Below are 14,973 nucleotides of genomic sequence, written 5' to 3'. Positions count from 1 at the left end.
GGAAGAGCCCCGTCATGCATTGTCATGAGCATGTACATCGCGCCGAGCGCGCAGACCGTGACCTCGTACGTGGTGATCTCGCACGTGATCCCGCACGTCAGGTCGCACGTGATCCCGCACGTCGTGACCGCGCACATCGTCACCCCGCACGTCGTACGGTCGGCCGTCTGACGCTCGTCCTGAGCACCCTCGTCGCGGTACTCGTCAGCCTGATCACCTGGGGCGGCACGGCCTCCGCCCACGGCTCGGTGATCGACCCGGCCTCGCGCAACTACGGCTGCTGGCAGCGCTGGGGCAACGACTTCCAGAACCCGGCGATGGCGGAACAGGACCCCATGTGCTGGCAGGCATGGCAGGCCAACCCCAACGCCATGTGGAACTGGAACGGCCTCTACCGCAACGGTTCCGCCGGCAACTTCCAGGCCGTCATCCCCAACGGACAGCTGTGCAGCGGCGGCCAGACCGAGAGCGGACGCTACAACTCCCTCGACACCGTCGGCCCCTGGAAGACCACGGACATCGGCGCCAACTTCACCGTCAAGCTGTACGACCAGGCCAGCCACGGCGCGGACTACTTCCTCGTCTACGTCACCCGGCAGGGCTTCGACCCCACCAAGCAGCCGCTGACCTGGAACGACCTGCAACTGGTCGCCCGGACCGGCAAGTACGCGCCCAGCCAGAACTACGCGATCCCCGTCAGCACCTCCGGCTACAGCGGTCGCCACGTCGTCTACACCATCTGGCAGGCCTCGCACATGGACCAGACGTACTTCCTGTGCAGTGACGTGAACTTCCGCTGACCCACTGCCAACCCCCGCACCCCGCCCCACAACTCACTGTCGTCACCCCCGTCCCCACCCGATGGACGCGACCCGGGCGCGCTGAGACCGGGTCGCGTCCACCTCGGTTGGGAGCGCTCCCGGAACTGCGGGGGGGCCTCCCCCCCTCCCCCTCCCCTCCCCTCCCCGCCCTCCCCTCCCGCTTGGAGCCGCACATGCCCGCCCTGCTCGCGCGATGCACGCGATGGCTGCGCCGGCCCTGGACCGCCGCCACGACCGCTGTCGCAGCCACGGCCGCTCTCGCCTCGGCGGTGTCGCTCCTGGTCGCGGTGCCCGCCAGCGGCGCCGGCACAACGCCCGGGTGCCGCGTCGACTACACCGTCAACCAGTGGACCGGCGGCTACACCGCCCAGATCCGTGTCACCAACCTCGGCCCCGCGCTGAACGGCTGGCGTCTGACCTGGACCTACGGCGGCGACCAGCACATCACCTCGGCCTGGAACGCCACCGTCACCCAGACCGGCCACTCCGTGACCGCCGTCGGCACGGACTGGAACGCCGCCCTGGCCAGCGGCGCCGGCACCGACTTCGGGATACAGGGGACCTGGCAGTCCGCCGCCCCCGCGCCCACCGACTTCAGCCTCAACGGCGCGCCCTGCGCCGGTGACGGCTCCGTCCCGCCGACCACGCCGACCACACCACCCACCACGCCGGGAACCCCTCCTCCCACAGACCCGCCCGCCGACTGCGGTGGCGCGGTCCTCTGCACCGGCTTCGAGGACCAGGCCGGCCCCTCGCCGTCCGGCGACTGGCGCTTCACCGCGCCCGACTGCCAGGGCACGGGCGCGGCCACCGTCGACACGGCCGTCGCGCACAGCGGCACCAGGTCAGTGCGGGTGGACGGGCGGGCCGGCTACTGCAACCACGCCTTCGTCGCCGCCACCGCCGACCTGTCGTCGGTCGGCCCGGTGCTGTACGTCCGCCTCTGGATCCGGCACACCACCCCGCTCCCCTCCTCCCACGTCACCTTCGTGTCCCTGCCGGACTCCTCCCAAGGCGGCCGGGCGCTGCGGGTCGGTGGCCAGAACGGCGCCCTCCAGTGGAACCGGGAGAGCGACGACGCCACGCTGCCCGCGCAGAGTCCGGCCGGGGTGGCGCTGAGCAGGCCGCTCCCAACGGGCAGTTGGCAGTGCCTGCGGTTCGCGGTCGACACCTCCGCGCCCAAGCTGGACACCTGGCTCGGCAACGAGCAGGTGCCCGGACTGCACGCCGACGGAGTGCCGACCCAGGACGTCGACCAGCAGTGGCTCTCCCGCACCACCCCGCCCCGGCCGACGGCTCTGCGGCTCGGCTGGGAGAGCTACGGCACCGGTGACGACACCCTGTGGTTCGACGACGTGGCCGTCGGCTCGTCCCCGATCGGCTGCTGACGAGCCCCGCCGAGGGGGTCACCCGCCGTGGGCCGACTCCTTCTTGCGCAGCACGATCAGGACCACGCCGCCGATCACCACCAGCCCGATGGCCACGCCCGCGATCATGGGAGTGATCATCGAACCGCCGGTCGCGGCCAGGTTGGTGGTGTCGGCGGTGTTGCCGCCTACCGTGACCGGGCTGGGCTCGGTGTGGAGCTGGGCTGTCTCCGTCGTGATCGTGCCCTGGGTCTTGCAGTCCAGGACGCCGGTGAAGCGGTGGCTGAAGCCATGGGGGCCGGTGATCGTGAAGTCGTAGGCCTGGTCCTCCTGGAGCGGCACGGTCACCGTGCGGGACGCGCCCGCGGGGATCGTGTGCTCGGTGCCCATCAGGCGGAAGGTGAACGGCTCGTCGCCCTTGTTGGCCGTGGTGATGTCCACGCCGCCCTTGGCGCAGTTCTTGTGGGCGGAGACCGCCGGTATGGCGCCCTTCTGCGCCCAGCCGGCCGTCGCGGTCGCGGAGACCGTGGACTCGCTGGAGCCGGCCAGGATCTGGGTCTGGCTGCGGTTCTCGGAGGCGAAGGCCCGGCCCACCGGCACGGTCGTGGACGCCTGCACGTTCAGCTGGGCCGTTCCGTCCGCCGCGTCCTCGGGGACGTCGAAGAACAGCTGGCTGCCGTTCTTGGCCGAGGTGATCACCTTGCCGGTCTTGTCGATGATCCGCACTCCGCTGGTGGCCGCGTCCGCCGGCAGGTTCACCGTCACCGCGCTCGCGTTGGTGTGTACGGTCACCGGCCCGAGCAGGTCGCCCGGCCGGCCGGAGACCGCGGGCGGGTCCAGGGTGAGCGAGGCCTGCGGCTCGGCGACGTTCCGGGCGCTCTTCTCCAGGTAGTCGGCGAGCTTCTCGGCCTGTGGGTCCACGGCGTCGACCTTCGCGCCGTCGGAGTAGCGCCAGATGGCCACCTGGGTGCCGGCCGCCGCGTCCTGCTCGGTCAGCCCGCTCGCTCCCGCGTGCCGCGCGAGTGCGGCGAGGTCGTTGACCTGGGGGTAGGAGTTCTGAAGGATCCAGCGGATCCGGCCCGCGTCCTTGTTGGCGCCCAGCGAGGTGCCGCTCCAGGACGTTTCCTGGTATCTGGCGTCCCGCTGGGTGGGGTTGTGGAGGTCGACGCAGTACGTCTGAAGGGTGCCGCCGCCGTCCACGGACATCTCGAACAGGCCCGCGGAAACCCGCTGGTCGCCGCCGTCCTCGTGGATCACGGCCTCGCCGTAGGTCTTCAGCCCGTTGATCGTGGCCGTCGCGCCGCCCTGGGTCTGCGGTGTGTCCTCGGCCACGGCCGTACCGGCGCCGGACAGCACGCCGGCCGCCATGAGGCCGGTCACCGTGGTGGCGGCGGCCATGCGGGCCGTTCCCGTGGACCGGCAGAACCCAGAGAGCGCAGCAAGCACAGAATTCCCCTTCGAGCAGGACCCGTTGGACGTGGGGGACGGTCCCACCAGCAGAATCGGCAGCCCCAAGGGGCACGCCCGGCATCCTATGGATCAGCCGGAGCCTCACCCGCCGGTCGGATCATCCGATGGCCGATCCGATCCGTAATCGTTATCGCCGGGACTGCCCACGAGCTGGCGGTATCGACAAATCCACCGGTTCGTACAGTGCGTTCAGGCGGCACGCACGGCACGGGAGGGGCGGATCAGCACCAAGGCGCTTGCGTCGCCGCATTGCTGACGTCATGTCACCGCCACCGCCTCCTGCTCCTGTGACGCAAGTCCCCTTTCCCCCACGCCCTGTTCCTGCATGTCCTGCTGCTCCTGGCCGCGCTGTTCCGGCTGCCCGTCCTGCGGTTCCGTCGGCCGCGGTGTCTCCCAGTTCGGCTCCGGGCGGGCCGCCGTCGGTGGCGCCTCCGGTTTGACCGCGCGCTGGAAGAAGGCCATACCGCGCGACAGGTCGTGGCCGATCGCCACGGCGTCGATGTCGGCGGACGCCCACTGCTGCTGTCCCTGCACCTCCGTGCGCACCTTGAGCCGGCCCTGGACGACGACCGGCTGGCCCACCTCCACGCACGCGGCCACGTTGACCGCGAGCTGCCGGTTGGCCCACACCGTGAAGAAGTTGGTGTGCCCGTCCGTCCAGACGTTCTTCTCCCGGTCCCAGTAGCGGGCGGTCACCGCGAGCCGGAACCGGGCCGACGGTCCCGTCGCCAGCTCGCGGTAGGCCGGCCGGGTCGCCACGTTCCCCACCACACAGACGTTGGTCTCGTTCACTTCGATCGCTCCCCTCCCTCGCCCGGCCCCTTCCGGCCGGGCGGGCACACGTACGGGCCCGTCCCGTACGGCTGCGTCTGCCGTGCCGGCGCGTACCTCTGCCGTACGCGCCGGCACCTCGCGACAACCGCCCGCACCGCCCGCCGCTTCTCCTGGCCGGACCCGGCGTGCGATCGCCGTGACCTCAGACTGCCTCCGCCGGGCCGAGCCCGCTGAGCGCTGTGGACGACCGTCCCCCTGTGGAAAACCCCGCCACTCGCACGGGGGACAGCCGACAAGGGTGACGAACGGCACGGGTGGCGAACGGCACGGGTGGCGAACGGCGCGGCTCACGACCGGCACGAGTGAGGATCGGCATCAGTGACGATCGGCACGGCTCACAACCGGCACGGATGACGACCGCCGGCCGCCCCCGTCACCCACCCCCCACCGGGGCTCACCCCACCCGCCTCACCTCACCCCGCTCCCGGTCCGCACGACCCTCCCGTACTGTTCGCGGACCTCCCGGTACCGCAGCAGTTCCGCCGCCACCGGATCGAGCACCCGGGCCCGGCCGCAGCTCGCCGCCGCCTCTCGTAGCCGACGTTCCGCTTCCTGGCCGTAGCGTCGTGCGGGCCCCCGGGCCGCCATCCGGCAGGCCCACTCCACCAGCGGCCCGCCGATGATGCCGCACACCATCAGCAGCACCGGAACACCAAGGTTGGGTGCCATCACCCCGGCGATCTGCCCCACGAGCCACGCGCCGCCCGCGATCTGGAGCAGGGTCATCGCCGCCTGGACCAGTACGGCCACCGGCCACCAGCCCGGCCGGGGCGGGCGGCCCGGCGGCAGTCCGGCTCGGGCCGCCAGGTCGTCCAGCGCCTCGGACAGCCCGTGGGAGCCGCGGACGGCCGCTTCGCGCACCGCCTGGGCCCAGGGGGCGGGCAGCCCGGCCGAGGCCCGGTCGGACACCGTACGCACCGCCTGTTCGACGCTCTGCCGGGCCGTGGCCTCCTCGTCGGCCTGGGCGCGCACCGCGTGCCGGCCCGTCGTGGAATCGCCACGGCCTTGGTACCAGCGCCACAGCCGCAGCCAGGGCGTGCCGCAGGCGCGGTTGGCGTTGCGCAGCCAGGCGCGCTCGGCGGCCTCGCCCGCCGCGGTGGCGCCCACCGCGTCCGCGAGGCGTGCGGCGAACTCCTCGCGCGCCTCCTCGCTGAGGCCGACCCGCCGTCCGGTGGCGTAGACGGGTCGCAGTTCGGCCGCGGCGCTGTCGACGTCGGCCGCCACCCGGCGGGCCGCGGCGCCGCGCTCCGCCACGAACTGGCCGAGCGCCTCGCGCAGGTCGCCGACGCCCTCGCCGGTGAGCGCGGACAGCGCGAGCACGGTGGCTCCCGGTTCGCCGTGCTCGCCGAGCGCGATGCCGTCCTCGTCCAGCAGCCGTCGCAGGTCGTCCAGCACCTGGTCGGCGGCGTCCCCGGGGAGCCGGTCCACCTGGTTGAGGACGATGAACATGATCTCGGCGTGGCCGGCCATCGGCCGCAGGTACCGCTCGTGCAGGACGGCGTCGGCGTACTTCTCCGGGTCCACCACCCAAATGACCGCGTCGACCAGTTTCAGGATCCGGTCCACCTGTTCGCGGTGCTGTACGGCGGCCGAGTCGTGGTCGGGCAGGTCGACCAGGACCAGCCCGCGCAGTTGCCCCTCGGTGTCGGGGCCGTGCAGCGGGCGGCGGCGCAGCCGGCCCGGGATGCCGAGGCGGTCGATGAGGCCGGCCGCGCCGTCGCTCCAGCTGCACGCGATGGGTGCGGCCGTGGTCGGACGTCGTACGCCGGTCTCCGAGATGGGTACTCCGGCGAGCGCGTTGAACAGCTGGGACTTGCCGCTGCCGGTCGCTCCGGCGAGGGCGACGACGGTGTGCCGCCCGGAGAGTTTGCGGCGCGCGGCGGCCTCGTCCAGGACGCGGCCGGCCTCGGCGAGGGTGCGGTTGTCCAGTCGGGTGCGGGAGAGCCCGACGAGTTCGCGCAGGGCGTCCAGGCGGGAGCGCAGCGGGCCGTCGTACGCCAGCGGGGCGGGGGTGTGGCTGGCTGGCCCGCGGTGCGCGGGTTCGGCGGCGGAGGCGCGCTCGGTGGCGAGGGCGGCGGCGTTGGCGTCGGTGACGCGCCGCGCGATGAGACCGTCGTCCCAGGCGCCGGAGGAGTCGGGCTTGGCGTCGGTACCGGTGCCGGCGGCCGTGCCGGTGCCGGAGTCGGCCGTGGCGGTGGTCTTGGGGGCCGTGGTCTCGGATGCGGGGCGGGCCTTCGGCGAGTGGGGCTGTGGCCGGGGTACGGAGACGCCTGAGACGCCCCCGTCCTCGGCGCTGTGCCCGCGCGCGGGGCGCTCACGATCGGGTGCGCGGTCGCGCGCGCCGTTTCGTTCGCGGTCGCCGCCCCCGTCCCGCTCGGCGTCACCGTCCCGCTCGGAGTCGCGGACCCGCTCGGTGACGCCGTCCCGTTCGGCGTCGCGGTCGGCGTTCTCGTCCGTCACGCGCGCGGGGCGCCCGCCGCCGGCGTCCCGGCCCGTACCGTCGCCCCCGTCCGAGCGGTCGTCGTTGCTCCCGGCGCTCTTCTCGCCCTTCCCCTCGCTCCCGTCCCCGTCTCCCTCCCCCGAGCGGCCGATGCTGGCAGGCCGCGGCGCGTCCGCGGGGCGATCGGTGCCGGGGCCGTCGTCCCCGCGCTTGCCCTTGACGAGGCTCGGGCGTGCTTCCGGGAGGCCGCCCGCGCGCTCGACACCGTCCATGGGGCCCGAGCCGGAGTGACCGCCGTGTTCGCTGGACCCCGTGTCGCCGCTGTCGCTGCCGAGGTGGTCCATGCGCCTGATGTGCTCGGTGTGATCGGTGTGGTCGTGGTCAGTGACGGCGGTCACCGGTCACCTCTCCTTCTGCAGTACGGACAGCGCGGCGATGAGTTCGGCCTGGGGCTCGGGGTGGACGTCCAGGGCGTCGAGCGGGGCGAGGCGCCGCTCGCGTTCGCGGTGCATGACGCGGTCCACGTGTTCGATGAGCAGTCGTCCGGCCCGGTCGCGCAGCCGCAGCACGCCGTGGGCGCCGAGCCGCTCGGCGAGCCCCTCGCCCGCGGTACGTGCCCGGCGCCCGCCGAGCACGGCCGTGGCGACGAGGGCGGCGACGACCTCCGGGTCGGGTGCGCCGGTGCGCTCCAGCACGCGTACCTCGTCCTCGGCGTACTCCTCCAGCTCGCGCCGCCAGCGCCGGGCCGCGAGCCCGATGCGGTGCTCGGCGCTCTCCAGGGAGGCGTCCCGGGCGGCGAGCCCCGGGGCGTCGGCGGCGGGTTCGCGCCGCCAGGCATCGTCGACGCGCTCGTCGGCGGCGGTCACGGCGCACAGCAGCAGGGCGGCCAGGCTGTCCACGAGGGCGTCCAGGAGTTCCCCGGCGGTGCAGTCCAGGGGGAAGGCGCGCCAGCGTTTGAGGGCGTCCCCGGCGAGTACGGCGCCGGACTGCAGACGGGCCCGCACGCGCGCGTGCTCCTTGTCATAGGCGGTCTCGACGGCGGAGGTGAGTCGGTGGGCCGCCGCGTACTGGGAGGCGGCGGCTCCGGCCAGCTCGGGCAGGCGGGACTTGAGCGAGTCGAGGAGGCCGTAGGCCGTACGGGCCATGACGTGGTGGCGGGCGGCGGGGTCCTGGGCGTGGTGGACGAGCCAGCTCTTCAGGGGCGCGACGGCGGTGGCGGGCAGCAGCCCGGCGCCCCAGGCGGATTCGGGCAGCTCGGGCACGGTGAAGCGGGGTACGTCGCCGAGCCCGGCCTTGGTGAGCAGGGCCGCGTACTGCCGGGAGACCTCGGAGACGACCTGGTGGGGTACCCGGTCCAGGACGGTGACGAGGGTCGCGTCGTACTCCTTGGCGGTGCGCAGCAGGTGCCAGGGGACGGCGTCGGCGTAGCGGGCGGCGGTCGTAACCATGATCCAGATGTCGGCGGCGCAGATCAGCTCGGCGGCGAGGACGCGGTTCTCGGCGATCAGCGAGTCGACGTCGGGGGCGTCGAGGAGGGCGAGCCCGCGCGGCAGGGTGTCGGCGGTCTCGACGCGCAGCACGCGCGCGGGGGCCTCGTCGGTGAGCAGGAGCTCGTCGGCGGGGTCCTGGGCGGGCACCCACACGCGGGTGAGCTGGGGGAGCACGCGCATGCCGCTGAACCAGTGATGATCCTCCGGATGGCAGACAAGGACCGGTGTCCGGGTGGTCGGCCGCAGCACACCGGCCTCGCTCACCCGTCGGCCGACCAGGGAGTTCACGAGCGTGGACTTGCCCGCGCCGGTGGAGCCGCCGATGACGGCCAGCAGCGGCGCCTCGGGCTCCCGTAGGCGGGGTACCAGATAGTCGTCGAGTTGCGCGAGGAGTTCGTCGCGGTTGGCACGCGCGCGTGGCGCCCCCGCGAGGGGCAGCGGAAAGCGTGCGGCGGCGACACGGTCGCGCAGTGCGGAGAGTGTGTCGAGCAGCTGAGGCCGTACGTCCAAGGTCACCACATGCGAAGAATGCCCAATTTTAGGGGAATTCTGAAGCATATGGACATGTCTGCGCGCCGACGGAACGGAACGGACGGAAGGGATGACCGGGACATGGGCACAGTCCAGGCATAACGAGTGCACAACACCCGGGGCGTCGGGCGCCAAAAACGGTGCACGATTCGTACCTGCCTGCGATTATCAGGACCGCTTCACCGAACCTCCACATCGAGCCACGGAGGCGAGGCGACAGGGTCAAGGAACCGGGAGCCCTATCCTTGACCCCGGCAACGTCACGGGTCAGCCCCCACCAGGGCCCCAGGCACGAAGCCACCCCACCGGCCCCCGTAGCTCAGTGGATAGAGCAGGCGCCTTCTAAGCGCTTGGCCGCAGGTTCGAGTCCTGCCGGGGGCGCCATTCTCCGCCCTCCCGCTCGGGAGGGCTTTTCGCTGGTCAGAATATGTGACAGCTGGAACGACGACCCCGGACCCCCTCTTGGTGATCAAGGGCCGGGTCCGGGGCTGTCCGGCTGTCACCAAGTTCTCGCGGTGGCCGCGCCGGTGCGTGTCGAAGTTCTCGACTCGACGAAAATCAGCCAGCCCCGGTCCACTCGGCCGCCTGGGCGGGTGGGGTGGCGTCGTTGCGTCACTTCGTCAGGCATGGATCTCTCCGCGCCGGTCCGCAGCAGCTCGCACCGCTGGTCGGTGGGGTCGCGCTCGGGCGGGGTCACGGCCTCCACGCGCATGGCTACGGCTTCCTTCCGGCCCCTGGCCGGGTTCTCACGCGTTGCCTCGGAAAATGGCGTTGGCGTCAGCCGTGAGTTTGCCGCTGACGCGAGCGGCAAGGCGGAGTGCATGAGTCAGTCGAACAGCGGCACGAATCAGAGTTCCGTATCCAAGCGGGGTGCGTCTGCCAAGGCCCGGCAGGCCACGGCGAAGGCGACTGCTCCCGCGTCGCAGGCGGCGGACAAGGCGGCCGACAAGGCCGGTGACGTGACGTCAGCGGCCTCAGATGGTGCCGAGCGTGTGGCCGGGGCAAGCACCGCGGTCGTGCACAGCGCGTCCGAGCGTGTCCAAGCCGGCCGTCAGGCGGTCATCGCCGCCTCGGGACAGGCCGTGGCCTTCGCCAAGACGGCGTGGACGGTGATCGCCCACCGAAAGCTCCTCGCCGCCGGTGTAGGTGCGGGCTTGTCGGCATTGGGCGCCACGTCATACCTGGCGGGTCACCGCGCGGGGCGCCGCACGCACGGTCCGATCACTCGTCTGACCGGTGGGCGTATCTGAGCGGTAATCAGGGGGCTGCGGTCGGCATCAGCGCTGACGGCGACGCCGCCGGGCGGCGATGGCACTCGGCGATCCACCGCGGCACCGGCAAGGTGCCGGCGGCCCACGCCAACGACGTCCGCTCGCGTCCTCCCAGCGCTTGACCGCAGCTTCGGGTCCCGCCGGGGGCGCCGGTCTCGCCCTCCGCCTGGTCGCCAACGCCTGGGGTGAACTCGACACCTCGCGCCCCGTCGGCATGGTGGCCCGGAACGTTTTTGCTGGTCACCCCGGCGTTGCCAAGTTCCCTCACTTTGCTGAAGCCGACCGCCGCCCCGCAACGGGTCACGGTGGGTCCCGGTTGCCCCGGATGTTCATCGGGCGATCATCAGAAGGGGACCGACCTTGACCGTGCAGTACCTCAGGCGTGTTGTCACGACGCTGGCCACCGCGGCATCCCTCGCCCTCGCCGCGCCGACGAGCGCGCACGCCGGCGCCATGGGCTCGACGCCCGTGCGTACCTTCGAGTACAGCGTGGGCGGTATGACCGTGAAGGTGCCGACCGGTTGCATGTTCACGCACATCATCCGCGGCAGCGGCAGGAAGATCACGTACCAGAACGCCGGCGTCGACTGCGCCTTCGTCGCGGCCCTCAGCAGCGGCTTCTGCAACTGGCGCATCGACTTCACCTACGCCGACACCAACAACCGCACCTACCGCACCTCACGGGGCAAGACGCACAGTGAGTGCAAGATCGACCCCATGCGGAACAACGCTCCCCAGACGCTCCCTCGTTATGGCAGGGCGTGTGCTCGCCTCTACGTCAACGGCGTGCGACGCGTCAGCCAGTGTCACCACATCACCAAGTGAGTCGGTCATGAGTGAGCAGGAGCGGGGCCCCGGGCGGGGGCGAGCGGAGGATGTGCGTCGGCGGTGGGTCGGTGGGGGTGCGTTCGTGGTGGGGCTCGTGGGAGCCCTGGCGTTCTTCGCGTTCTTTCCCGGCCTTCCCCATGTCATCGACTGGGGAGCCGTTCTCGTGGCCCTCGGTGTGGGCGGTCTCATGCGGTGGGGGTGTGTGGCGTGGCTGGGCAGACGGGGGAGGTGAGAATGGGCGCGAGGTGCGGCGGGATCGACTGGGAGGGGTGTTCAGACGCGCGCTAGAGTCGCCGGGCGGGAGGGAGATCGCGTGCGACTTCGCTGTGTGGTGCTGGACGACTTCCAGGGTGTGGCGACCCGGTTCGCCGACTGGTCGGTGATCGAGGAGCAGGTGGAGGTCGTCGCGCTGCGCGAGCACCTCGACGGAGAGGACGCCGTCGCCGCGGCGCTCGCCGAGTACGACATCGTCGTGACGTTGCGCGAACGCGTCCCCTTCCCCGGCTCGCTCATCGCCCGCCTCCCCCGGCTGAAGCTGCTCATCGCCTCCGGGATGCGCAACAGCGTCATCGACTACGCCGCCGCCGAGGCGCACGGGGTCACCGTGTGCGGTACGGCGAGTTCCAGCACCCCGCCGGTCGAGCTGACCTGGGCGCTGCTGCTCGGTCTGGCCCGTGGGATCGTCCAGGAGAACGACGCGCTGCGCGGCGACGGGCCCTGGCAGTCGACCGTCGGCGCCGATCTGCACGGCCGCCGGCTCGGCCTGCTCGGGCTGGGGAAGATCGGCAGCCGCGTCGCCCAGGTCGGCCTCGCCTTCGGCATGCGCGTCAGCGCGTGGAGCCAGAACCTCACCAAGGAGCGCGCCGCGGAGGTGGGCGTCGAACTCGCCGGGTCGAAGGAGGAGTTGCTCCGCGACAGCGACTTCGTGTCCGTGCACCTCGCCCTCGGCGACCGTACCCGCGGTCTCGTCGGCGCCGCCGAACTCGCCCTGCTGAAGCCGACCGCCTACCTCGTCAACACCTCCCGCGCCGCGATCGTCGACCAGGACGCGCTGCTGGCCGCACTGCACGAAGGCCGCATCGCCGGCGCCGGAGTCGACGTCTTCGACATCGAGCCGCTGCCGGCCGGTCATCCGATGCGTACCGCGCCGCGCCTCCTCGCCACGCCCCACCTCGGCTACGTCTCCCACGCCAACTACACGACGTACTACGGCCAGGCCGTGGAGGACATCCAGGCCTATCTGGCGGGCTCGCCCGTACGACGCCTGCCCTGAGGGCCGAAGCGGTCAGGCGGGCTGGGGTCGCACGCGTTCGTAGACGCCCTCGCTCCGGCGCAGTTCGTGCAGGTCCACGAGGTACCGCCGGAGCGTCACATGGTCGATCTCGTCGGTGCCCTCGCACCAGGCCCGCAGGCGCTCGTTCACGACCCGCTCCGGGTAGGCGACCCCCGGCTCGAAGGTCCGTTCCGCGATGTGCCGCAGCACCTGCTGCTTACGGGTCCACTGGGCCGGCAGCCGGAGCAGACGGCCGTCCCGGACGAAGGTGCTCACCGCATCGCCCGCGGCCGGGCGTGCGGAACCCTCCGTTCGCCGGGGGCGGGCCAGTTCGCGCAGGAGGTCGTGGGCGACGGCCAGGCCGTCCTCCGGTCCGTCCGTCACGGCTCCCTGCTCGCGCAGTCTGAGCAGGGCGAGGGCCGTGTCCTTGGGCGTGAGGCCCGCCGTCTCGGCGACCTGCCGGGTGCTCCGCGCGCCCAGCGCCACCGCCGCGAAGGCCCTCAACCTGTTCTCCTCTGCGAGCAGACCGATCAACTGCCGCGACCGCTCACCGGCGTCCGGACCGTCGCCGGGACCGCTGCCGCGACCGCTGTCGGGAGCCTTGTCCGTGTCCATACCCGGAGGGTAGGGGCGGACCCCCGCCGACGCCCGCGAATAAACCCCGGCCCCGCGCGACAGCCCCCCGCCGTCGAAGCAGCGGCACCCTGCCGTCCAAGCGACAGCCCCCTGCCGTTGAAAGGGTGATCCGCCGCTGATCACCGTGACCAGCCCCGTGCGGCGCCGTTGAACGGGAAGTGCGGCGGCGGGCCTGCCGCTGCGCTTTCCGAGCTACAAAAGGAGAACGTGATGTCTCGCATCGCGAAGGCAGCCGCTGTCGCCCTCGGCACCGGTGCCGTGGTGGTCAGCGGGGCCGGACTGGCCCTGGCCGACGCGGGCGCTCAGGGCGGCGCCGCCGGTTCGCCCGGCGTGGTGTCCGGCAACGTGGTCCAGGTTCCGGTGCACATCCCGGTCAACGTGTGCGGCAACACCGTCGACGTCGTCGGAGTGCTGAACCCGGTCTTCGGCAACGCCTGCGTCAACTACAGCGACAAGGGCAAGCCCGCCAAGCCCGGCAACCCCGGCCCGGGTCACGACGGCTACGGCAACGGCTACGGCAACTGAGCCGACCGGCACGCAGGCACGACAGGCACCACACGCAGCACACCAGGCACCACCGCAGGGAAGGGGCCCCGGCACTCCGAGCGCCGGGGCCCCTTCCCGCGTGCGGACACGTGCCCGCTCACGCGTACCGGTAGATCCGGCTCACGTCCTCCAACTGGTCCGGTGTCTCGTCCCACGGCGGCAGCTTCTCGTGCCGGGCGACGACCCGCCGGTGCTGGTCGTCGGCGACGCCGGGCGGCTCGGCCGGGAGGTAGCGGTGGCTGCGGTGGGCCCGCTGCCAGCGGTACCACTGCAAGTCGAGGAAGGCGTGGTGCAGCCAGAACACCGGGTCGTTGACGGACGCGCCGCCGAGCATGGCGCCGCCCACCCAGCGGTGCACCCGGTTGTGGTTCTTCCAGGAGCCGCTGCCGCTGCCGGCCCCCCAGCCCTCCAGCTTGTTGCGGAAGCCCTTGCGGACGGTGGAGTCCCAGGGCCGGGCGTCGTAGACGGGGTCGTCCAGCGCCCAGTTCAGCTCGCTGCGGGTGGGAAGCTGGAGGGGGGCGGCCGAGCGACCGAGGTCCCGGGTGAGGAACTTGCCGTCGGTGACGCCCTCCCTGAGGGTCCAGTGGCCCGCTGCATAGGCGAACGGACCGGTCGTGACCTGCCGGTCGGAGCGCCGCCCGTTCCCGCCGAGCAGGTCGTTCGTCCACGGCACGGAGGTCGTCGTACGGTCCCGGGTCCAGTCCCAGTACGGCACCGTCACCGACGAGTCGATCCGGCGCAGCGCCCGTTCCAGATCCAGCAGGAACCTGCGGTGCCAGGGCAGGAAGGACGGCGCCATGTGGGCCGTGCGCAGGCCGTTCTCGCCGTCGGTGGTGTAGAAGTCGATGTGCAGGCGCACGAACTCGTCGTACTGCCCCCGCCGTTTGAGCGTGAGCAGCGCGTTCACGAACCGTCGTCGCTCGCCCGCGGTGAGCGTGCTGACGTTCTTACGCACGTACGCCATGCTGTCCCCCCGTGTGCGCGTGCCCTCCCGGGTGCCCGCCGGCGAGCCGGCCCGGCGCGAGGTCGCGCAGCTCCCGTCCCGGGCCGATCTCGTCCACGGCCGCCCGGGTCGCCTCCAGCGGTGTCCGGTACGACGTGTAGTGGTCGACCATGCTGAGCCAGGTGCCGTCGGCCCGGCGCATCAGGTGCAGCGGGCGGCCGTCGACGGTGATCCGCCACTCGCCCCCGTCCGTCTCGGGCGCCGCGGCCGGGACCAGGACGCCCTGGATACGGCGGCCCCGGTAGGTCTCGTCGAAGGAGCCGCCGCCGGACCCACCGGTCGACGGCGCGGGCCGGGAGGCGGCGACGACCGGGGCCAGTCCCAGCGCCGCCGTGGAGGCCAGCAGCCTCCGCGCCACCTCCCTGCGGGACGGTCTCGCCGCTCCCGTTCCGGCCTGCTGCTCCGCACCGACCGCCACCGCGCCGACACCGACGACCATGCTCACTCCTCGTCCGGGATCAGA

At 72.4% G+C, this 14,973-nt stretch carries 14 protein-coding genes and 1 tRNA gene; 8 read left to right on the top strand and 7 right to left on the bottom strand.

Translation table 11 applies throughout. The features are described from left to right. Positions 1-24 precede the first annotated feature (24 nt). The 3 genes from AQJ11_RS48015 to AQJ11_RS01520 all read left to right on the top strand — a co-directional run bounded on the left by AQJ11_RS48015 (position 25) and on the right by AQJ11_RS01520 (position 2,209). Positions 25-171, top strand: coding sequence for a hypothetical protein (locus AQJ11_RS48015; protein WP_167360842.1), 147 nt, complete (start codon positions 25-27; stop codon positions 169-171). Next, complete coding sequence (locus AQJ11_RS01525; protein ID WP_107112984.1) at positions 168-800, top strand: lytic polysaccharide monooxygenase auxiliary activity family 9 protein; 633 nt, start codon at positions 168-170, stop codon at positions 798-800. The genes AQJ11_RS48015 and AQJ11_RS01525 overlap by 4 nt, the downstream gene beginning before the upstream one ends. Positions 801-994: 194 nt before the next feature. Then, entirely contained in the window at positions 995-2,209 is a 1,215-nt protein-coding gene (locus AQJ11_RS01520; RefSeq protein WP_059261561.1) for a cellulose-binding domain-containing protein, read from the top strand. An 18-nt stretch (positions 2,210-2,227) separates the two neighbouring features. Here the strand turns inward: AQJ11_RS01520 and AQJ11_RS01515 are convergent, their stop codons facing one another. From AQJ11_RS01515 to AQJ11_RS01500, 4 genes are all read right to left on the bottom strand, one after another. Next, positions 2,228-3,586 carry a Cys-Gln thioester bond-forming surface protein gene (locus AQJ11_RS01515; RefSeq protein WP_059261560.1) on the bottom strand — a complete coding sequence of 453 codons (1,359 nt, stop codon included), beginning with the start codon at positions 3,584-3,586 and terminating at the stop codon, positions 2,228-2,230. Positions 3,587-3,916: 330 nt separating this feature from the next. Continuing rightward, on the bottom strand, positions 3,917-4,450 hold the full coding sequence (locus AQJ11_RS01510; RefSeq protein WP_079082188.1) for a single-stranded DNA-binding protein: 534 nt from the start codon (positions 4,448-4,450) through the stop codon (positions 3,917-3,919). A gap of 450 nt (positions 4,451-4,900) precedes the next feature. Then, positions 4,901-7,330: a YfjP family GTPase gene (locus tag AQJ11_RS01505; RefSeq protein WP_059261559.1), complete on the bottom strand. Its 2,430-nt coding sequence runs from the start codon at positions 7,328-7,330 to the stop codon at positions 4,901-4,903. A gap of 3 nt (positions 7,331-7,333) precedes the next feature. Next, positions 7,334-8,941 (bottom strand): dynamin family protein, encoded by a 1,608-nt coding sequence (locus AQJ11_RS01500; RefSeq protein WP_059261558.1) that lies wholly within the window; start codon positions 8,939-8,941, stop codon positions 7,334-7,336. A 320-nt stretch (positions 8,942-9,261) separates the two neighbouring features. Between AQJ11_RS01500 and AQJ11_RS01495 the strand changes: the two genes are divergently transcribed. The 4 genes from AQJ11_RS01495 (at position 9,262) to AQJ11_RS01475 (ending at position 12,325) form a co-directional block, all read left to right on the top strand. After that, a tRNA-Arg gene (locus AQJ11_RS01495) sits at positions 9,262-9,337 on the top strand. 242 nt (positions 9,338-9,579) lie between these two features. Continuing rightward, complete coding sequence (locus AQJ11_RS01490) at positions 9,580-10,203, top strand: hypothetical protein (protein WP_341846270.1); 624 nt, start codon at positions 9,580-9,582, stop codon at positions 10,201-10,203. 381 nt (positions 10,204-10,584) lie between these two features. After that, positions 10,585-11,049, top strand: coding sequence for a hypothetical protein (locus tag AQJ11_RS01485; protein WP_398780007.1), 465 nt, complete (start codon positions 10,585-10,587; stop codon positions 11,047-11,049). 316 nt (positions 11,050-11,365) lie between these two features. Beyond that, positions 11,366-12,325, top strand: coding sequence for a D-2-hydroxyacid dehydrogenase family protein (locus tag AQJ11_RS01475; RefSeq protein WP_059261557.1), 960 nt, complete (start codon positions 11,366-11,368; stop codon positions 12,323-12,325). A 12-nt stretch (positions 12,326-12,337) separates the two neighbouring features. Here AQJ11_RS01475 and AQJ11_RS01470 read toward each other — a convergent pair whose 3' ends face one another. Further along, entirely contained in the window at positions 12,338-12,940 is a 603-nt protein-coding gene (locus tag AQJ11_RS01470; protein WP_059261556.1) for a DUF2087 domain-containing protein, read from the bottom strand. 231 nt (positions 12,941-13,171) lie between these two features. Here AQJ11_RS01470 and AQJ11_RS01465 point away from each other — a divergent pair, with 231 nt between their 5' ends. After that, positions 13,172-13,486 carry a chaplin gene (locus AQJ11_RS01465; protein ID WP_059261555.1) on the top strand — a complete coding sequence of 105 codons (315 nt, stop codon included), beginning with the start codon at positions 13,172-13,174 and terminating at the stop codon, positions 13,484-13,486. A 118-nt stretch (positions 13,487-13,604) separates the two neighbouring features. On the opposite strand, the gene AQJ11_RS01460 is transcribed toward AQJ11_RS01465, so the two are convergent. Next, positions 13,605-14,471 (bottom strand): tyrosinase family protein, encoded by an 867-nt coding sequence (locus tag AQJ11_RS01460; protein ID WP_041665184.1) that lies wholly within the window; start codon positions 14,469-14,471, stop codon positions 13,605-13,607. Continuing rightward, on the bottom strand, positions 14,455-14,949 hold the full coding sequence (locus AQJ11_RS01455; RefSeq protein ID WP_059261554.1) for a tyrosinase family oxidase copper chaperone: 495 nt from the start codon (positions 14,947-14,949) through the stop codon (positions 14,455-14,457). Before AQJ11_RS01455 ends, AQJ11_RS01460 begins: the two co-directional genes overlap by 17 nt. Between the last annotated feature and the right edge of the window lie 24 nt (positions 14,950-14,973).

It is taken from the genome of Streptomyces corchorusii (assembly GCF_001514055.1).
Classification (GTDB): Bacteria; Actinomycetota; Actinomycetes; order Streptomycetales; family Streptomycetaceae; genus Streptomyces; species Streptomyces olivaceoviridis.
Note: the sequence above shows the minus strand (reverse complement) of the source record. Positions and strands in the feature narration are given on the sequence as shown.